Raw genomic sequence first — 17,726 nt, 5'->3', positions numbered from 1 at the left:
ATGTGTTGCAGTATTATTGGAGCGACTCGGCGTTACGCCGACAAGTTCGCGCGATCCTCGCGCGCGGCGCTTTTCGTCGTGCCGTGCGCGCGGCGCACGCGCTCGGCGACGAGCCACGATGCGAGCGCGAGCCCGCCCGACAGCACTTCGCGCATGCGCTTGACGAGCGCGAGCGACAGCGCCGCCTCGGTGCCGATGCCGGCGAGCTGGCTCGTCAGCACGATGGCGGCATCCTGCACGCCGACGCCGAGCGGCACGAAAAAGGCCACATGCCGCGCAATTTGCGCAACGGCTTCGATGGCGACGGCATCGGAGAGCGTCACGGGCACGCCCATCGCCCAGAGCGCGAAGAAATTCTCGAGCGCGCCCGCGGCCTGCCCCGCGAGTTGCCACGCGAGCGCGGCGAGCCACGCGCGCGGACGTTGCGCGAGCGCGCGCAGGGCGGCATCGAGCCGTCGCGAATGGCCCGCGCGCAACAGCGGACTGTGGCCGAGCACGCGCCGCGCAAGCGCCATCAGCACATCGAACGGCGCGCCGCGGCGCAGCCACCAGGCGCATGCGGCGAGCGCCGCGAGCGTCGCCGCGCTCGCCGCTGCCAGCGGCCACAACGCGCGATGCAACGCGACCGAATGCGCAAGCGCCGCAATGCCGAAAATCGCGAATATCGCCTGCATGCCTAACGTGGCGAGCACTTCGACGATCACCGACGCGATGACCGCCGACGAATCGCGCAGCTTCCAGCAGGCGAGCCGCACGCCGACCACTTCGCCGCCCACGCTCGCGACCGGCAGCAGGCGGCTCACGCCATCGCGTACCGTCGCAATCCACCATACGAAGCGGTACGGCACGGCGCGCGCAAGCAGAATCCACCAGCCGAGCGCATCGAGCGCGAGCGGCAACGCGCGATACAGCACGAGCAGAAGCAACGGCAGCCATGCGTGCATGATCCGCTGGCTCGCGTGACCAATGCTCTCGCGCAGCGTGTAGACGATCACGGTTGCCAAGATGAGCGCGAGCACGCCCGGCCACGCCGTGGCGGCGGCCTTGCGTAGCGACATCACGCGCGCCCCGCGCCGAATACGTCGGAGAAGCCGCCAAGCGCGACGCCGCGCGCACGCGCCGCCGCGAGCGCCTGGCTCACGCGCGGCGACAGAAGCGCGTCGAGTTCGTCGGCGTGCCGGTAGTCGCGCATCGAAGCCGTGATCGGCGTATCGCCCGCCACCGCAGGATGACAGTAGATCTCGCCGACTCGCCCATCGTTCGCGTCGATGCCGGCGAGCGCGGCGAGCCACGCGGCTTCGTCCAGGCGCCCCGTCTGCGCCATGCCGACCACGTAGTCGTTATGCGCGATTCCCGCGCGCGCGAGACGCCGGCGCGTCAGCGCCATCCACGGCTTGAGCCACAACGGGGCGCTCGCCTCCGATGGCAGGCGCATCGCGCGCATGCCGTATTCGCGGCCGATCGAGAGTATCAGCGAAAGCACCACGGGATGCACATGCAGATGCTTGTGCGTGTTCACGTGGTCGAGCGCCAGCCCGGTCGCGCGAAACGCGTCGAACTGCGCGCGGATTTCCTCGGCAAGCTGACGGCGCACATGGGGAAGCAACGCATAGCGAAGGCCGTCTTTCAGCGGCGCATCGCGCATCCATCCGCTTTCGTCGGTCAACGCGGGAATCCGCGACGCGCCGAGCGTCGAGAGTCCATCGGCCAGCACCACATGCAGTCCCACGCGAAGCGACGGACACTGCCGCGCGCGCTCGACGGCGTCGCGCGCGGCGGGTGCCGCGACCATCAGGCTCGCGCACGCGAGGACGCCTTCGCGATGCGCGCGGATCACCGCCTCGTTGACGCGCTCGTGCAGGCCGAAGTCGTCGGCGGTGACGATCAACGCTCGCATGCGCTCACGCCTCGTGCGCCCGCAAGAAGCGGAAGAATTCCACCCCTTCGCGCAAGCGGCGCTTCATCATGTCCCAGCTCGTCAGCATTTCGCGCACGATCTCCCAGATCTTCGACGGGCGGAAATAGAACCGCTTGTAGAAGCGTTCGAGCTCGTGATAGATGTCCTCGCGCGACAGGTGCGGATAGCCGATCGCCGCAAGCTGCACGCCTTCCTTGCTGACGAGATTGATGACCTTGTTTTCGGCGAGCCAGCCGTTATCGACAGCCTGCTGATAGAGCGTCGTGCCCGGATAAGGCGCGGCGAGCGAAACCTGGATCGTATGCGGATTGATCTCCTTCGCATACCGAATCGTTTTCTCGATTGTCTCTTTCGTTTCGCCCGGCAAGCCGAGAATGAACGTGCCGTGCACCTTGATGCCGAGCTTGCGGCAATCGTCCGCGAAGCGCCGCGCGATGTCGGTTCGCAAGCCCTTCTTGATGTTGAGCAGAATCTGGTCGTCGCCGGATTCATAGCCCACGAGCAAGAGCCGCAGGCCGTTTTCCTTCATGATCTTCAACGTCGAATACGGGACGTTGGCCTTCGCGTTGCACGACCACGTCACGCCGAGCTTGCCCAGACCGCGGGCAATCTCTTCCACGCGCGGCTTGAAATCGGTGAACGTGTCGTCGTCGAACATGATCTCCTTTACTTCCGGCATGTTGTCGCGAATCCACTTCACTTCTTCGAGTACGTTCTCGACCGAACGCACGCGATAGCGATGCCCGCCCACCGTCTGCGGCCACAGGCAGAACGTGCAGCGCGAACGGCACCCGCGCCCCGTATAGATGGACACATACGGATAGTTCAGATAGCCGATGAAGTAGTTCTTGATGTTCAGATCGCGTTTGTAGACGGGCGCGACGAACGGCAGCTCGTCCATGTTTTCGAGGATCGGGCGCGCTTCGTTATGCTCGATCGAGCCGTCCTCGTTGCGCCACGACAGCCCCTTGATCGACGCGAACGGCAGGCCCTCGGCGACTTCCTTGCAGGTGTAGTCGAATTCCTCGCGGCATACGAAGTCGATCGCTTCGCTCGCGGTCAGCGAATTATGCGGATCGACCGCCACCTTCGCGCCGACCATGCCGATCAGCACCGACGGCTTGCGTTCTTTCAGATGCTCGGCGAAGAGCGCATCGGTCGGAAAGGACGGCGTGCTCGTATGGATGATGACGAGGTCGTATTGCGCGGCGATCGCGAGCGTTTCCTCGACGGACAGGCCGTCGGCGGGCGCGTCGAGCACGCGGCTTTGCGGCACGAGGGCGGCGGGCTGAGCAAGCCACGTCGGATACCAGAACGAGCGTATCTCGCGCTTGGCCTGGTAGCGCGATCCCGCGCCGCCGTCGAAGCCGTCGAAGGACGGGGCCTGAAGAAAGAGCGTCTGCTTCATGATGCGAAGTCCTGTGAATTCATGACGGGTCGTATGGGCTGTCGGACGAGCTGGTTTCGTACGCATCGCGCTTCGCGGCCGACGCATCGAGCGGCACGCGCACGCCGCGCCACATCACGCTCGAACCGAACAGCGCAGCGAACCAGGCGAGCCACATCAGCGCGTCGCGCAGTGGAATGAGCGGCAGGTCGCGCCAGAACGCGCCCCACGACCGCGCGCTGCGCGAGTGCAGCAAGAGGCGCGCGCTGATACCGAGCGACGTGCTGATATCGACGATAGCATCAGCAGTGGATTGTGCGAGGTCCGTGCCGCTCGTGTCGAAAGAAAAGCCGAGAATCGCGCTCGCCAGAAGCCACGGCGATGCAAACGTAATGCACAAGAAAGCGAAACCCAAGGGATTGATCGAACGGATGGTGCGTAGCCAGCGCGTCTCGCGCCGCCACAATGAAGCGAAATCGTCCTCGATGACATCGGTCGTGACGACGACATCGGACAGCACCGTGCGCAAGCCGATGACGCGCGCCCGCTCGGCGAGCCAGAAATCGTCGGCGAGGCAGTCGCGCAAGGCTTCGAGGCCGCCTATCTTCTGAAGCGTCTCGCGTGTCAGCGCGAGCGTCGCGCCGAAGCCGAAGCGCCCGTAGCCGAGCGCGTTCGCGACATACACGGACGGCGCGAACCATTCGTCGATGAAGAGGCCGCCGAGTCTCGCCCACATGCCGCCGACGCAGCGCGCCCGATAAAGGCACGTGACGACGCCCACGCCCGGGTCGGCAAGCGGCGCGGTCACGCGCATCAGGTAGTCCGGTTGCACCGCGATATCGCTGTCCGCGATCACGATCACATCATGCTTCGCGTGTCGCGACAGATTGATGAGATTCGCGACCTTGCGGTTGCTGCCATGCGGCGTTGCGTCGATGACGAGTTCGATGTCGCGCTCGGGGTAAGCCCGCGCGAGCCGCCGCACGACACTCGCCGCGGCATCCGACGCGTGCGCGACGCCGAACAGGAGTTGATATGAGGGATGAGTCTGCGCGCAAAACGTTTGAAGGTTCGCGTAGAGACGGGGCTCCGCGCCGCATAGCGGCTTCAGGATGCTGACCGGCGCGACGTGATCGGCGCTCGTGCAATCGGCGCTCGTGGGATCGTCGCTTTGCAACGCCACTGCGGTGCGCCGGCCGCCGTGCAGAAGCGCAGCGAGCGCCGCATGACAGGTCGCCGCGACACACAGGCCAATGACCAGCCACATCCATACGGGAATGAGATGCGCTGTCATGCGTGTCTCGGCCGCATTGAGTGAAGTACGGATCGTCGCATGGCGGCAGTGACCATTGAATGACCGGTAGGCGTGGTTGAACTCGGCACCGCCTGAGCGGCTTCACGGGATGCCTTTCGTCTGAGCGAAATCGGCGGACTCAGCGGGATATAGTGCGTGGCTCAAGCTTATGCAATGCTTAAGTAACAGCGGCTGCGTGTGACCGATATCAGGCAATAATGAGTCAGCCGTTCGCGTGCCTGATCGCGGCACGACGCTTGCGCGCAATGCTCCCGTATGCATCCAGTGGGAGATTCGAAATGAAATCGAGACTTGCAGTGACTGCGCTTCTGATCGCACTGACAGGCGGCGTGAATGTCGCCAGCGCGGCCGGCGCGGGTGGTGGCATGATCGGCGGCGCGGCGGGCGGGGCCGTGGGCGGAACGAGCGGCGCGGGCACGGGGACGAACGGCGTCAACGGACTGTCCGGCGCGACCGGCGCGAACACATCGGGGCCGAGCGACGGCGCCGGCATGACGCGCGGCGGCGGCATCGGCGGCGCGAATGACGGCACCATGAACGCAGCGCCGGGCAGGGGCGGCATGCAGCCGCCGGGCGCGACGCGCAACATGTCCTCCGGCGTGACGAGTCCGCAGAACACGCCTTCGCCGGGCGGCGGCGGATCGCGCGGCGGATGGTAAGACGCGCGTTCGCTTCCATGCATCAGGCCAGCGCGGTTCGCGCCGCGCTGGCGTAACGCATGTTCGTTTTGTCGGGGTCTCGATAGAAGCCGTCAGCGGGTAGAATAATCTGAAGTTCTCCCGCCCGCCCGGGCATCCGCAAGTCGTTGCCGACACCGATGCTTGTCCCTATCAAGCCTGCGAACGAAAGCGAGCGCATCGCCGCCCTGCGCGCACTGAATATCCTCGATACCGCGCCCGAAGAGCGCTTCGACCGCCTGACGCGGCTCGCCAAACGCCTGTTCGACGTGCCCATCGCGCTGGTGAGTCTCGTCGACGAAAATCGCCAGTGGTTCAAGTCATGCACCGGCCTCAAGACGCGTCAAACACCGCGTGATGTTTCGTTCTGCGCACATGCCATCGGCGGCAGCGACGTGTTGATCGTGCCCGATGCCCGCGCCGACGCGCGCTTCGACGACAATCCGCTCGTCGTCGGCCCGCCGTTCATCCGCTTTTATGCGGGCTATCCGCTCAGCCTGCCCAATGGCGCGAAGCTCGGCACGCTGTGTCTCATCGACCAGCAGCCGCGCGCGTTCGGCGAGGAAGACCGCCGGCTCTTGCGCGACCTCGGCCGCATGGCGGAACAGGAAATGGCCGCGCTGCAACTCGCGACCATCGACGAACTCACGCTGCTGTCCAACCAACGCGGCTTCGAGACGCTCGCGCAACATACGCTGAACGTTTGCAAGCGGCTCGCGCGCGAGGCCACGCTGCTTCTGATCGACCTGGACGGGTTTCGCGAGATCAACGATACCTACGGGCACGCCGAAGGAGACCGCGCGTTACAGACCTTCTCCGACGTGCTGCGCGATGTGCTCGCCGAGAGCGACGTGATCGCGCGACTGAGCGGCGACGAGTTCGCCGTGCTGCTCACCGACACGAGCGCCGAGGACACCGACGACTTGATCGAACGGCTGCGCCACACGCTGCGTCAACGGGAAGCGCGCGTGCATCGTGGTTACGCGATCGGCTTTAACGTGCGGCAGACGCAGTTCGATCCGGCGCTTCATCGCAGCATGGCGGACCTGCTGGCCGAAAGCGGCTTCGGCGAGTAAGCCCGCCGCAATCTGTCAGCCGTTTTGTTTCTTGCCGTTCAACTCGGCAACGACGTCGAACATGTGCGGCACGTATTCGTCGCCGTGGCCGAGGTTGATGCCGAGCACGTAGATCTGGCGCACGGCTTCGGCGAGTATCGCGGTCGATGAATACGAGGCCGCAAGCTGGCTATACGAGCGCATGTCTTTCGCGGCATTTCGGATTGCGAACTGTTGTCCGCTGTCGTCGCCTTCGAGCAGATACGGCACGATGCGGTCGAAAGTCTTGCTATGCGCGCCGCTCAGACGGCACACCGCCGCGAATTCATGCAGGTTCAACTGCGCTTTCGCGGCCGTGCCGAACGCTTCAGCGAGAATCGCGCCGTTCGCCTGCGCAATGAAGTTGTGAATGAGCTTCGCGCGATAGCCCGATCCGTGCGCGCCCAGATGATGCACCGTCTCCCCGTACGCAGCCATGAGCGGCCGCACGCGTTCCAGCACCGCTGCATCGCCGCCTACCAGCACGTTGAGCCGGCCCTCGCGCGCTTCCTTCGGCGTGCGGTTCACGGGCGCATCGAGGAACGCCGCGCCCTTCTCGGCGAATGCGCTGGCCGCCTCGGCGGCGAAATCCGCATCGGCCGTCGTGCTGTCGATCACGATCAAACCGTCGTGCGCGCCCGCGAGCAGGCCGTCTTCGCGAAACACGGCATCGCGCACATGCGGCGTGCCCGTGACGCATACGATCACCACATCGACGTTGCGCGCGAGTTCGGCGGCGCTGCCGAGTTCGGTCGCGCCTTGCGCGACCAGTTCTTCGAGCGCCTGACGGCTGCGGTGCCCCACCACCGAGAGCTTGAATCCCTTCTTCATGACCTGCGAGGCGATGGCGCTGCCCATCAGTCCCAATCCGATCATGCCGACGCGTTCGATGCGCGCGGCAGATGCCGTTTCGTTCAGGCTCATGTTGTTCGTGTCCTTTGACGTTACGCTTAGAGGGTGACAGCTTCCTGCATCGGTTGCGGCGCGCGTGCCTGTATCGGCTCTGCGTTGCGCCGGGTCCATTGCAGATAGCGCGTGTCCAGTTCGGCCATGCTTTTGCAACCCAGTAGACCGATAACGCGATCCACTTCCGTCTTCAATATCTCGATGGCGCGGTCCACGCCCGCGCGACCGCCCGCCGCGAGACCCCACGTCGTCGCGCGACCGAGGAGTACCGCATCCGCGCCGAGCGCCATCGCCTTCACGATGTCGGAGCCGCGCCGGAAGCCGCCATCGAGCATCACGGCGAGACGCCCGTTCACTTCGGCGACGACTTCGGGCAGCACTTCCAGCGCCGCCACCGATCCGTCGAGTTGCCGCCCGCCGTGATTCGATAGCACGATGCCGTCCGCGCCCACGGACACGGCGCGCGCCGCGTCTTCCGGATGAATGAGCCCCTTGATGATGAGGCGTCCCGGCCAGCGATCACGCAGCCAGCGGATATCGTTCCACGACAGCGAAGGATCGAGTTCCTTCGCGAGCGCCGAGGCCGCGCCGCGCACGCTGTCTTGTCCGGGCGGCAGCAGATCGCCGAGATTCGCGAACTTCGGCATGCCGCCGGGCCAGAGCACATCCATCATCCAGCGCGGATGCGCGAGCACGTCGAGCGTATTGCGCAGATCGAGCTTCAGCGGACGCGCGTAGTTGCGCAAGTCCCATTCACGCTTGCCATAGATCGCGCTGTCGGTGGTGACGACGAGCGCCTCGACTTGCGCTTGCTTCGCGCGTTCGGCGAGCTTCGCGACGAAGTCCCGCGTGCGATACATGTAGACCTGCATCCACGCGCGCCCGCCAGCGCTCGCCACCACGCGTTCGAGCGGCACCGTCGAGGCATTGCTGAGAATGAACGGGATGCCTGCGGCAGCCGCCGCGCTTGCAAGCGTGATATCGCCTTCGCGCGAGAGCAGACCGCTGAAACCCGTCGGCCCGATCATGAACGGCGCAGCGCTGCGCCGCCCGAAGAGATCGATGCCGATGTCCCGCTTCGACACATCCACGAGCGAGCGCGGCCTGAAAGCGATATCCGCGAACACCGAGCGATTGCGCAGCAGCGTGGCTTCCTCTTCCGCGCCGCCTTCCACGTACTCGAAACAGAAGTTGGGCACGCGCCGCTGCGCCATGCCGCGAAGCTCCTCGATGCTGTGCGCGCGGCGCGGATCGTTACCCGTATAAAGACGACGTTGCACGACTGCTCTCCTGCTCGTTTCTGCTTATACCGGCAGCTTGCGTTGATAGTTGATGTTGAGTACCGACACCACCTGGAACACGGCCACCGCCACGAAGAACATCAACGCGAGGAAATACGAGCCCGTCGTCTGCACGATATAGCCGATGAAGATCGGCACGAAGATCCCCGCGATATTGCCGACGAAGTTCATGATGCCGTTGAGCGTGCCAGTGCGCGCGCGCGTCGCGAGCATCGCGGGCGTCGCCCAGTTGCAGCCGCCGTTCCAGCGCAGGAAGAAGAGCGCGACGCACAGCAGGGTCACGACGAGGAACGGTGTCTTCACGAAGGCGACGCCGAGCATCGACAACGCGACGGCCGCCGCGCCGATGATCATCATCGAGCGATACACGACGTTCGCACTCGCGCCCGACGCCTTCCACTTGTCGGCGAGCTGACCGCCGAGCACTTCGCCCACGAAGCCGCAGAAGAAGATCAGGAACGTCGCGCCGCCCAGCGACTTCAGATCGAAGCCGTGGACCTTGAAGAGGTACGTCGGCAGCCACGTCATCAGCCCGAAGAAGATCAGGTTGGTGCAGGTATGGCTCAGGCACATGCCCCACACCGACCGGTACGCGAAGAAGCGAAACAGCGATCCGCCCGCCGCGACCTTCGGCTCGTTCGCGTCTTCCTCGGCGTGCGCGCGTTCGATGTACGCGGCCTCTTCCTCGCTGATCGACGGATGCTCGCGCGGCGTATTGCGGATATACCACCACGCCCACACGCCGCACAGGATCGTGCCGACGCCCGCGACCACGAACGCCGCGCGCCACGAGCCGAGCAACGTCATCAGTGTTGCCACGACGATCGCGCCGACGCCCGAACCGAGCGCGCTGCCGCCATCCAGCAGCGCCGCGCCGCGCGTCTTCTCGTTCTGCGTAAGCCACAGTGCATTCAGCTTGCCGCCGCCCGGATAGATCGGCGCTTCCGTCACGCCGAGGCCCAAGCGCGTCAGCAACAACAGGAACCAGCCGGTACTGAGCGCGCCGAGCGCCTGAAAGAAGCCCCAGCCGACGGTCGCGACCGCGATCAGCGCGCGCGGCTTCAGGCGGTCCGCCAGCATGCCCGACGGAACCTGCATGAACAGATAGGTCCAGAAAAAGGAGCTCAAGATGAGACCCTGCCGTTCCGGCGTCAGGTCGAACTCCTGCGAGATGGCGGGCATCGCCACCGAAAGCGCCGCACGGTCGATATAGTTGATGGACACGAGCATCAGCAGCAGAAGGAAAATCTTCCACCGCACATTCGTCATCTTCACGGCTTGCACACGACTACTGCTCGACACATCCATTGTCCGTCTCCTAACCAGTCTTATATTTCAGGCGAGCGGAATCGCTCGCTCGTCATGCTTGAGTGCTTCAGTGGCCCCAGCGCAGCACCAGCGGATCGAGCCGGCGCGCGACTTCGAGCAAGCCTTCGCGCGTCTTCGGGTGCACAGACGCAAACGGGTGACGCACCGCGTCCGAGCCGATCACGCCGCCTTCCTTCATCAGGATCTTGCAGGCCGCGAGTCCGCACTGGCGGTTCTCGTAGTTGATGAGCGGAAGCCACTGCTGATAGAGCAATGCTGCCTGTTCCTTGTCGCCGCTCACGTAGGCATCGACGATCTTGCGGATGCCGTCCGGATAGCCGCCGCCTGTCATCGAGCCGGTCGCGCCCGCTTCGAGGTCGGGCATCAGCGTGATGGCTTCTTCGCCGTCCCACGGACCCACGACGCTGTCGCCGCCGAGTTCGATCAGCTCGCGCAGCTTCGAGGCAGCCTGCGCCGTTTCGATCTTGAAGTACGCGACGTTCTCGATCTCACGCGCCATGCGTGCGAGAAACGGCGCGGAGAGCGGCGTGCCCGCCACCGGCGCGTCTTGAATCATGATCGGAATGCCGATCGCATCCGACACCTTGCCGAAGAACTCGTAGATGCCCTTCTCGGTCACGCGGATGGTCGCGCCGTGATACGGCGGCATCATCATGACCATCGCGGCGCCCGCATCCTGCGCGGCGCGGCTGCGGCGCGCGCAGACGTCGGTGCTGAAGTGCGTCGTCGTGACGATCACCGGCACGCGGCCGGCCACGTGCTCCAGCACCACGCGCATCACCGTGTCGCGCTCTTCATCGGACAACGCGAATTGCTCGGAGAAGTTCGCGAGAATGCACAGGCCGTTGGAACCGGCATCGATCATGAAGTCGACGCAGCGCTTCTGGCCTTCGAGGTCCAGTTGTCCCGCCTCGTCGAAAATCGTCGGAACGACGGGAAAGACACCGCGGTATGAGGTCGTATTATTCATAGTTAGGAATGCGATGGTTAAGGGTTGAGTACGGGATAACCGGACTTCCATGCGCCTTCAGGTGATCGCGCCGATTTGCCAGGGCACGAATTCGTTCTGGCCGTAGCCGTGAATCTCGCTGCGGGTGCGCTTGCCCGATGCCGTGTCGAGCATCAGCTTGAAGAGGGCTTCGCCCATTTCCTCGATGCTCTTCTCGCCGCTCAAAATCGGGCCGCAGTTCAGGTCCATGTCTTCCTGCTGGCGGTTCCAGAGCGCGTCGTTCGTCGCGATCTTGAGCGAAGGCGACGGCGCGCAGCCGTAGGCCGAGCCGCGTCCCGTCGTGAAGCAGATGAGGTTCGCGCCGCCTGCCACCTGCCCTGTCGCGGAGATCGGGTCGTAGCCGGGCGTATCCATGAACACGAGGCCCTTCGCATCTACGCGCTGCGCGTACTCGTACACTTCGACGAGATTCGTATTGCCCGCCTTCGCGATGCCGCCGAGCGACTTTTCGAGCACGGTGGTCAAGCCGCCGGCCTTGTTGCCCGCCGACGGATTGTTGTTCATCGCGGCGCGGTTGCGCGCGCAATAGTCTTCCCACCAGTGAATGCGCGCGACGAGCTTTTCGCCGACCTCGCGATTGATCGCGCGGCGCGTGAGGAGATGCTCCGCGCCGTAGATCTCGGGCGTTTCGGAGAGAATCGCGGTGCCGCCGTGCGCCACGAGCAAGTCCACCGCTGCGCCGAGCGCGGGATTCGCGGAGATGCCCGAATAGCCATCCGAGCCGCCGCATTGCAGTCCGACGATCAGGTGCGATGCCGGCACCGGCTGGCGCTCCACGCGGTTCGCGGAAGCGAGCATGCCCTTCACCACCTCGATGCCGTGCGCGACCGTCTTCGCGGTGCCGCCGGTTTCCTGGATGCTGAACGTCTGGAGAAACGGCGCTTCGGTGAGGCCCTGCGTTTCCAGAATGCGCGAAATCTGGTTCGTCTCGCAGCCGAGGCCGATCACGAGGACGCCCGCGAAGTTCGCATGCGTCGCATAGCCGCCGAGCGTTCGCTGCAGCATGGCGAGCCCTTCGCCTTCGGGATCCACCGCGCAGCCCGCGCCGTGTGTCAACGCGACGACGCCGTCCACGTTCGGATAAGCTGCGAGGCTCGCGGGGTTCGTGTCGCGGCGAAAGTGATCGGCAATTGCGCGGGCGACGGTCGCCGAGCAGTTGACCGAGGTCAGAATGCCGATGTAATTGCGCGTCGCCACGCGGCCGTCCGGACGCACGATGCCGTCGAACGTGGCGGGCGTCTTCGCGTATTGCGTGGCGCGGGCGCTTGCGCTGAACGCGTAGTCGCGATCGAATTCGCCCATCGCCACGTTATGCGTGTGAACGTGCTCGCCCGGCGCAATGGCGCGGCTCGCGAAGCCGATGATCTGGCCGTAGCGCCGCACGGCTTCACCTTCATCGATGGCGCGCGTCGCCATCTTGTGGCCCGGCGGAATCAGTCCGGATACGGTGATGTCTTCGTCGGGGAGCCGCGCCCCGCCGACGAGCTGCTCTCGCGCGATGACGACGTCGTCGTCACGGTGCAGGCGAATAACGGGGGATCGTGGCCGGGCTTCGTCGAGCGGGCCAGTGCTGTTCTGGCTTGCGTTCTGCATGATGTGAACCCGTGACGGGTTTCTCGAGTGTCGTCTCCGAGACCGACTATACGGTTGCCGGACGCGGCATGTATATTGAATTGTTTCCATCCCCCGATCACTTCTCCTACTTGCCCCGCGACTCGCCGATGAACACGGTCCAGATGCTGCTGTCGAGACTCAGAATGAAACAGCTTCAATTGCTGATTGCGCTCGACGAACACAAGTCGCTGCACAAGGCCGCGGCGGTGCTGGCCGTCACGCAATCGGCGGCGAGCAAGGCGTTGCATGAACTGGAGGCGCTATTCGACACGCCCCTCTTCGAGCGCTCGGCGAGCGGCATGCTGCCGAATCAGTACGGGCATCGCGTCATTCAATACGCGCGGCTCCTGACCACGGACTTGACGCTCTTGTGTCAGGACATCGCGGAGATTCAGTCGGGGCGCGGCGGACGTCTTGCCATCGGCGCGATCATGGGCGCGATTCCGGCTGTCGTCGTGCCCGCGCTCGATGCGTTGCACGCGGACCAGCCGCATGTGTCGGTGGAAATCGTCGAGGACACGAGCGCGCGCATGCTGCTGCAACTCGATGAAGGGGTTCTCGATCTCGTGATCGGCAGATCGGCGGTCAGCGAACAGCCTTCGAAATACCGCTACTGGAAGCTCGCCGACGAGCCGCTCTCGGTGGTGGTCGGCTACCGGCATGCGACGAAGTCGCGCAGCCACGTGGAGATGCGCGATCTCGCGCATTGCCGCTGGGTCACGTACCCGAGCCAGATGCCATTGCGCGAACTGCTGGAACGCGAGATGGACCTCGCGGGCGTCGCCATGCCCGCCAACACGATCTCGACCGCATCCACGTTCGTCACGGTCGCGCTGCTCAATCAGAGCAAGGACCTCGTGTCCGTGCTGCCCACCGATATCGCGAACTTCTTCGCGCAGCACAAGATGCTGCGCATTCTTCCGGTGACGTTGCGCTCGCCTTCGCAGACGTACGGCATCGTGACGCGCAAGACCGGCGTGCTCTCGCCGATGGCCGAACGCTTCATCGCGCTGCTCACCAGCCGAACGCGCGTTTCGAACGCCTCATAAGACGGCGGGACCGGGGTTTGCTCGACTCGTCCGGGCCACTGTAGACAAGCCGAGGAGCCCCCGCCGTGACGCCCTTTGAGACAGCCATTCTTGTCCGACGTGAAGACCCGTGGTCGCTGGAAGCGCAGTCCCTGCTCGACGAACTGAGCGCCATGCTCGCCGTGTTTTCCGGCGACGGCGGCCAGAGCCGCTTCTCCCCGGAAGATGCGTGTTCGGCGCGCGGCGCATTCGTCGTCGCGCGAACCACGCAGGGTCTCGCGCTCGGATGCGGCGCGTTCCGGCGCTTCGATTACGGGGTGGCCGAACTCAAACGCATTTACAGCAGGCCGAATACGCGCGGCGTGGGCAAGGCGATTCTGTCGCAGCTCGAAGCGGATGCGGCCGCGGTCGGCTATCACACGCTGCTGCTCGAAACGCGCTCGTTCAACCGGCGCGCCATTGAGTTCTATCAGCGTAACGGCTTCACGCCGACTGGCCGTTACGGCATCTACGTTCATCAGCCCGACGCCTGCTGCTTCGAGAAGACCATCGGCGTCAAAGCTGATTAGCGCGGTACCCGCCGCGCCTCGCTCAGACGAGGTTGATCTCTACTTCGATGTTGCCGCGCGTCGCCTTCGAATACGGGCAGGTTTCGTGAGCAGCATCGACGAGCGCGCGCGCCACGTCGGGTTGCACGCCGGGCAGGCTCACGTTCAGGCGCGCGCCGAGCAAGTAGGCGTCGCCTGTCATGCCGAGATCCACTTCCGCGTCCACGGACAAGTCAGGCGGCAGTGTCATCTTCAGCTTGCGCGCCGCGAGCCCCATTGCGCCGATGAAACACGCCGACCAGCCCGCCGCGAAGAGTTGCTCCGGGTTGGTGCCCTTGCCCGCGCTGCCGGGCGACGACAAGTCGATGTCCAGGCGGCCGTCGGAGCTGCGCGCCGTGCCGTCGCGCCCGCCGGACGTGTGGGTCTTTGCCGTGTACAGCACTTTTTCGATCTTGGACATGATGTTTTCCTCAATGAATGGAAGGCCGCTATTTAGATCGCATGCGATCTAATCGGTTGCGCCATACTGCTTGATCGGTTCGGGGGTGTCAATTGCTTTTGCTTAAGCCGGCAATAGCCGCCTCTCGTTCCTCTTGTTCCCCATACGCAATAGTGTTTGTCCGCCGTGGGTGTTCGCGGCGCGGCGGCGCGCGCCTACAGTGAGCCTCCATCGGATCCGTCGATTCGAACGGCAAGACAGCCGACACACTCACACCGTCAGAGGCTCATCATGAATGCAGGCAAAGTGGTCATCGTCACAGGCGCGTCGCAAGGCATCGGCGCCGAAACCGTGAAGGCTTTTCGCGAACGCGGCCATCGTGTCATTGCGACTTCGCGTTCCATCGGCGAATCAGCCGACGAAAATCTGGTCACCATTGCCGGCGATATCGCCGATGCCGGCACGGCCGAGCGCATCGTCGCGACCGCCATCGAACGATTCGGGCGCATCGACACGCTGGTCAACAACGCGGGCATTTTTATCGCCAAGCCGTTCACGCAATACACGCCGGAAGACTACGCAGCGATCCAGCGCGTGAACGTGGACGGCTTCTTTCACATCACGCAGCGCGTCATCGCGCAGATGCAGGAAGCGGGCAGCGGGCATATCGTCACGGTGACGACGAGCCTCGTCGATCACCCGATCAGCGGCGTGCCTTCGGTGCTCGCTTCGCTCACGAAAGGCGGCCTGAACGCGGCGACGAAATCGCTCGCCATCGAGTACGCTCGTTCGGGCGTGCGGGTGAACGCGGTATCGCCGGGCGTGATCAAATCGCCGATGCACCCCGAAGAGACGCACGCCGCGTTGTCGGCGCTGCATCCGGTGGGCCGCATGGGCGAGATGAGCGACGTGGTCAATGCGATCCTCTTTCTCGACGATGCCCCGTTCGTCACGGGCGAGATCCTGCACGTCGATGGCGGCCAGAGCGCGGGGCATTGAGTCGTCATTTCACAGGAGTCTGATATGCCTATCGTCACCATTCAGGTCACGCGCGAAGGCACGCAGCCCGGCGCGAATGCGATTACCGCCGAAGAAAAGGCGCGGCTGATCGCGGGCGCAAGCCAGCTATTGCTCGACGTGCTGCACAAGCCGCTCGAAGCGACGTTCGTCGTGATAGAGGAAGTGGAGCTGGAAAACTGGGGCTGGGGCGGACTGCCGGTGCAGGACTACCGCAAGAAGCTCGCGGACAAGGCCGGATGACGCTCTACTTCGGCGCGCGATCGGCGCGTGCGCGCGGCAGGTGTTCGAAGAGAAAGTCGACGAACACCCTGACGCGCGACGACAGGTGGCGCGCGTGCGGATACAGCAGGATGAACGGACGCGTGCTGCGGTAGCCGGAGAGCACTTCGACGAGGCGCCCCGCGCGCAGGTCCTCTTCGACGATGAAGCGGTACGTCTGAAAGAGGCCCGCGCCCGCTCGCGCGAGCGTGACGCCCGCGAGCGCGTCTCCCGACGAGCCATAGGCGCCTCGCGTGACGATATCGGTGTCGCCCGATGCATCGCGAAACGTCCAGGCGATATTGCGCCCGCTGCTCGGCCGCTCGAACTGAATGCACTCGTGCGCTGCAAGATCGCCGGGCGACTCGGGCACGCCCTTGCGCTTCAGATACGCAGGCGTCGCTACGACGACCATCTCCGCGTCTTCGAGCTTGCGGGCAATGAGCGAGGAATCGTCCGGCGCGCGGCCGCGTATCGCGAGATCGAAGCCGTCGTCCGCGAATTCGATGTTGCGGTTGCTCAGATGCGTCTCGATGCTGACGTCCGGATAGCGCTCGCGAAACGCAGGCAGCAGCGGCAACACGCGGTAATGCCCGTACGGCGTCGGCATGCTGATGCGCAGCACGCCCGCGGGCGTGGTTTGTTGCCCTGTCACTTCGCGTTCGGCATCGACCAGTTCGCCGAGCGCTTGCCGACAGCGTTCGTAGTAACGCCGGCCGGAATCGGTCAGGCGGATCTGCCGTGTCGTGCGCACGAAAAGCCGTACGCCGAGGCGCTCTTCGAGCCGCGCGACCGACCGGCTCACCGCGGCCGGATTCACGCTCGCGGCATTCGCGGCGAGCGTGAAGCTCTCTAGCTCGGCAGCGAGGCAGAAGAGCTCGATACTGCCGAGCAGCAGGTCGTCGAACCTTCGTTGCATGCGTGCTCTTTTCCGGTTAGCGCCGGCGCTATGTCAGGCCGTTTCGTTGACTGAGCGGATGAGGTTCTCGCGCAGCGTGACGATCGCCTTCTGGACCTTCACGAATTCGGCGGGCTTGAGACCGGTGGCTGCGACGAGATCCATCTTGCCGCCCTTTTCCCGCAGCCGGCGGCCTTCCCTGGTCAGACTCACGCGCACCTGGCGCTCGTCTGCGGGGTCGCGCTGTCTTTGTACGTAGCCCATCGCTTCGAGCTTTTTCAGAATCGGCGTCAGTGTGTTGGATTCGAGAAAGAGGTTCTCGCCGAGCCTGCCGACGGTCTGATCGTCTTCTTCCCACAGCGCGATGATGGTGATGTACTGCGTGTAGGTCAGGCCGAGTTCTTCGAGAATGGGCTTGTACGCCTTGCCGAACGCGAGATTCGCCGAGTACACGGCAAAGCACAGAAAGTTCGACAGCGACGGTGCGCAAGACGACGATTCCGTCGATTTCATGATGCTCTCCGGAGCGAGACTTCGATGCAGGCATTATAGATCGCGCGCGATGGAATCGCTTCCGTCGAATCCCGCGTTAACCCTGCATTAAACCTCGAACGAGACGGGGAATTCCGCGCAGCGGCTTCGCGTCGTGTTACCGTACCTGCGTTCTTCGATCATACGAAGGACACGTTCTCGGGGCGGGGTGCAATTCCCCACCGGCGGTAATCGTCCCATGCGGACGTAGCCCGCGAGCCGCTCGGCCAGGATCATCGAAAGATGGAATTGGGCGATGTCGGCAGACCCGGTTGGATTCCGGGGCCGACGGTATAGTCCGGATGAAAGAGAACAGGACGGTGGGGGGGGGGGGGGGGGGGGGGGGGGGGGGGGCGCCCCCCCCCCCCCCCCCCCCCCCCCCCCCCCCCCCCCACCCTTTTGGGGGGGAGTTGCCGGGCGCGGCGGGCGCCTCGGTGGGGTCGGGGTGGGGGTT

General features: G+C 64.7%; 18 protein-coding genes and 1 riboswitch. Of the genes, 6 read left to right on the top strand and 12 right to left on the bottom strand.

The window, feature by feature from the left end; genetic code table 11:
* Positions 1-32: 32 nt before the first annotated feature.
* The 4 genes from NCR34_RS22495 to hpnI are packed head-to-tail and all read right to left on the bottom strand — an operon-like array spanning position 33 to position 4,599.
* The gene (locus tag NCR34_RS22495) at positions 33-1,058 is read right to left on the bottom strand and encodes a lysylphosphatidylglycerol synthase domain-containing protein (RefSeq protein WP_248323564.1); all 1,026 of its coding nucleotides are present in this window, start codon (positions 1,056-1,058) and stop codon (positions 33-35) included.
* Complete coding sequence (hpnK, locus tag NCR34_RS22490; RefSeq protein WP_248323565.1) at positions 1,058-1,897, bottom strand: hopanoid biosynthesis-associated protein HpnK; 840 nt, start codon at positions 1,895-1,897, stop codon at positions 1,058-1,060. Before hpnK ends, NCR34_RS22495 begins: the two co-directional genes overlap by 1 nt.
* 4 nt (positions 1,898-1,901) lie before the next feature.
* Positions 1,902-3,326, bottom strand: coding sequence for a hopanoid biosynthesis associated radical SAM protein HpnJ (hpnJ, locus tag NCR34_RS22485; RefSeq protein WP_248323566.1), 1,425 nt, complete (start codon positions 3,324-3,326; stop codon positions 1,902-1,904).
* 19 nt (positions 3,327-3,345) lie between these two features.
* Positions 3,346-4,599 (bottom strand): bacteriohopanetetrol glucosamine biosynthesis glycosyltransferase HpnI, encoded by a 1,254-nt coding sequence (gene hpnI, locus NCR34_RS22480; protein WP_248323567.1) that lies wholly within the window; start codon positions 4,597-4,599, stop codon positions 3,346-3,348.
* Positions 4,600-4,898: 299 nt separating this feature from the next.
* Here hpnI and NCR34_RS22475 point away from each other — a divergent pair, with 299 nt between their 5' ends.
* Both NCR34_RS22475 and NCR34_RS22470 read left to right on the top strand, forming a co-directional pair.
* The gene (locus NCR34_RS22475; protein WP_248323568.1) at positions 4,899-5,279 is read left to right on the top strand and encodes a hypothetical protein; all 381 of its coding nucleotides are present in this window, start codon (positions 4,899-4,901) and stop codon (positions 5,277-5,279) included.
* A gap of 158 nt (positions 5,280-5,437) precedes the next feature.
* Positions 5,438-6,373, top strand: a complete 936-nt coding sequence (locus tag NCR34_RS22470) for a GGDEF domain-containing protein (protein ID WP_248323569.1) — start codon at positions 5,438-5,440, stop codon at positions 6,371-6,373.
* A gap of 15 nt (positions 6,374-6,388) precedes the next feature.
* Here NCR34_RS22470 and NCR34_RS22465 read toward each other — a convergent pair whose 3' ends face one another.
* The 5 genes from NCR34_RS22465 to NCR34_RS22445 form a co-directional block, all read right to left on the bottom strand.
* On the bottom strand, positions 6,389-7,315 hold the full coding sequence (locus NCR34_RS22465; RefSeq protein WP_250501067.1) for an NAD(P)-dependent oxidoreductase: 927 nt from the start codon (positions 7,313-7,315) through the stop codon (positions 6,389-6,391).
* A gap of 26 nt (positions 7,316-7,341) precedes the next feature.
* Positions 7,342-8,577, bottom strand: coding sequence for an alpha-hydroxy acid oxidase (locus NCR34_RS22460; RefSeq protein WP_250501066.1), 1,236 nt, complete (start codon positions 8,575-8,577; stop codon positions 7,342-7,344).
* Between the two features lie 24 nt (positions 8,578-8,601).
* Positions 8,602-9,906, bottom strand: coding sequence for an MFS transporter (locus tag NCR34_RS22455; RefSeq protein WP_248323572.1), 1,305 nt, complete (start codon positions 9,904-9,906; stop codon positions 8,602-8,604).
* A gap of 67 nt (positions 9,907-9,973) precedes the next feature.
* Positions 9,974-10,897 (bottom strand): dihydrodipicolinate synthase family protein, encoded by a 924-nt coding sequence (locus NCR34_RS22450; protein WP_248323573.1) that lies wholly within the window; start codon positions 10,895-10,897, stop codon positions 9,974-9,976.
* A gap of 57 nt (positions 10,898-10,954) precedes the next feature.
* Entirely contained in the window at positions 10,955-12,529 is a 1,575-nt protein-coding gene (locus tag NCR34_RS22445) for a UxaA family hydrolase (protein WP_250501065.1), read from the bottom strand.
* A 164-nt stretch (positions 12,530-12,693) separates the two neighbouring features.
* Here NCR34_RS22445 and NCR34_RS22440 point away from each other — a divergent pair, with 164 nt between their 5' ends.
* Together NCR34_RS22440 and NCR34_RS22435 are read left to right on the top strand one after the other, a co-directional pair.
* The gene (locus tag NCR34_RS22440; RefSeq protein WP_241270080.1) at positions 12,694-13,599 is read left to right on the top strand and encodes a LysR family transcriptional regulator; all 906 of its coding nucleotides are present in this window, start codon (positions 12,694-12,696) and stop codon (positions 13,597-13,599) included.
* A gap of 65 nt (positions 13,600-13,664) precedes the next feature.
* Positions 13,665-14,147, top strand: a complete 483-nt coding sequence (locus NCR34_RS22435; RefSeq protein ID WP_248323575.1) for a GNAT family N-acetyltransferase — start codon at positions 13,665-13,667, stop codon at positions 14,145-14,147.
* A 22-nt stretch (positions 14,148-14,169) separates the two neighbouring features.
* On the opposite strand, the gene NCR34_RS22430 is transcribed toward NCR34_RS22435, so the two are convergent.
* Positions 14,170-14,586, bottom strand: coding sequence for an organic hydroperoxide resistance protein (locus NCR34_RS22430; RefSeq protein WP_248323576.1), 417 nt, complete (start codon positions 14,584-14,586; stop codon positions 14,170-14,172).
* A gap of 270 nt (positions 14,587-14,856) precedes the next feature.
* Between NCR34_RS22430 and NCR34_RS22425 the strand changes: the two genes are divergently transcribed.
* Positions 14,857-15,564 (top strand): SDR family NAD(P)-dependent oxidoreductase, encoded by a 708-nt coding sequence (locus NCR34_RS22425; protein WP_248323577.1) that lies wholly within the window; start codon positions 14,857-14,859, stop codon positions 15,562-15,564.
* A 24-nt stretch (positions 15,565-15,588) separates the two neighbouring features.
* A complete protein-coding gene (locus NCR34_RS22420; protein ID WP_248323578.1) occupies positions 15,589-15,825 on the top strand; it encodes a tautomerase family protein in 237 nt (78 codons plus the stop codon).
* Between the two features lie 4 nt (positions 15,826-15,829).
* Here the strand turns inward: NCR34_RS22420 and NCR34_RS22415 are convergent, their stop codons facing one another.
* Together NCR34_RS22415 and NCR34_RS22410 are read right to left on the bottom strand one after the other, a co-directional pair.
* Positions 15,830-16,762, bottom strand: a complete 933-nt coding sequence (locus NCR34_RS22415) for a LysR family transcriptional regulator (protein ID WP_248323579.1) — start codon at positions 16,760-16,762, stop codon at positions 15,830-15,832.
* A gap of 33 nt (positions 16,763-16,795) precedes the next feature.
* Positions 16,796-17,254 carry a MarR family winged helix-turn-helix transcriptional regulator gene (locus NCR34_RS22410; protein WP_250501064.1) on the bottom strand — a complete coding sequence of 153 codons (459 nt, stop codon included), beginning with the start codon at positions 17,252-17,254 and terminating at the stop codon, positions 16,796-16,798.
* A 169-nt stretch (positions 17,255-17,423) separates the two neighbouring features.
* Positions 17,424-17,590, top strand: a riboswitch (FMN riboswitch).
* Positions 17,591-17,726: the final 136 nt, after the last annotated feature.

It is taken from the genome of Caballeronia sp. GAWG1-5s-s (genome assembly GCF_023631445.1).
GTDB lineage: Bacteria > Pseudomonadota > Gammaproteobacteria > Burkholderiales > Burkholderiaceae > Caballeronia.
The sequence above is the reverse complement of the archived record's forward strand: the minus strand, read 5'-3'. Positions and strand labels throughout refer to the sequence as shown.

Coding starts and splice junctions, on each gene's coding strand:
- NCR34_RS22495 (WP_248323564.1), bottom strand. CDS start 1,058: ATGTCGCTACGCAAGGCCGCCGCCACGGCGTGGCCGGGCGTGCTCGCG.
- hpnK (WP_248323565.1), bottom strand. CDS start 1,897: ATGCGAGCGTTGATCGTCACCGCCGACGACTTCGGCCTGCACGAGCGC.
- hpnJ (WP_248323566.1), bottom strand. CDS start 3,326: ATGAAGCAGACGCTCTTTCTTCAGGCCCCGTCCTTCGACGGCTTCGAC.
- hpnI (WP_248323567.1), bottom strand. CDS start 4,599: ATGACAGCGCATCTCATTCCCGTATGGATGTGGCTGGTCATTGGCCTG.
- NCR34_RS22475 (WP_248323568.1), top strand. CDS start 4,899: ATGAAATCGAGACTTGCAGTGACTGCGCTTCTGATCGCACTGACAGGC.
- NCR34_RS22470 (WP_248323569.1), top strand. CDS start 5,438: ATGCTTGTCCCTATCAAGCCTGCGAACGAAAGCGAGCGCATCGCCGCC.
- NCR34_RS22465 (WP_250501067.1), bottom strand. CDS start 7,315: ATGAGCCTGAACGAAACGGCATCTGCCGCGCGCATCGAACGCGTCGGC.
- NCR34_RS22455 (WP_248323572.1), bottom strand. CDS start 9,906: ATGGATGTGTCGAGCAGTAGTCGTGTGCAAGCCGTGAAGATGACGAAT.
- NCR34_RS22450 (WP_248323573.1), bottom strand. CDS start 10,897: ATGAATAATACGACCTCATACCGCGGTGTCTTTCCCGTCGTTCCGACG.
- NCR34_RS22445 (WP_250501065.1), bottom strand. CDS start 12,529: ATGCAGAACGCAAGCCAGAACAGCACTGGCCCGCTCGACGAAGCCCGG.
- NCR34_RS22440 (WP_241270080.1), top strand. CDS start 12,694: ATGAAACAGCTTCAATTGCTGATTGCGCTCGACGAACACAAGTCGCTG.
- NCR34_RS22430 (WP_248323576.1), bottom strand. CDS start 14,586: ATGTCCAAGATCGAAAAAGTGCTGTACACGGCAAAGACCCACACGTCC.
- NCR34_RS22425 (WP_248323577.1), top strand. CDS start 14,857: ATGAATGCAGGCAAAGTGGTCATCGTCACAGGCGCGTCGCAAGGCATC.
- NCR34_RS22420 (WP_248323578.1), top strand. CDS start 15,589: ATGCCTATCGTCACCATTCAGGTCACGCGCGAAGGCACGCAGCCCGGC.
- NCR34_RS22415 (WP_248323579.1), bottom strand. CDS start 16,762: ATGCAACGAAGGTTCGACGACCTGCTGCTCGGCAGTATCGAGCTCTTC.
- NCR34_RS22410 (WP_250501064.1), bottom strand. CDS start 17,254: ATGAAATCGACGGAATCGTCGTCTTGCGCACCGTCGCTGTCGAACTTT.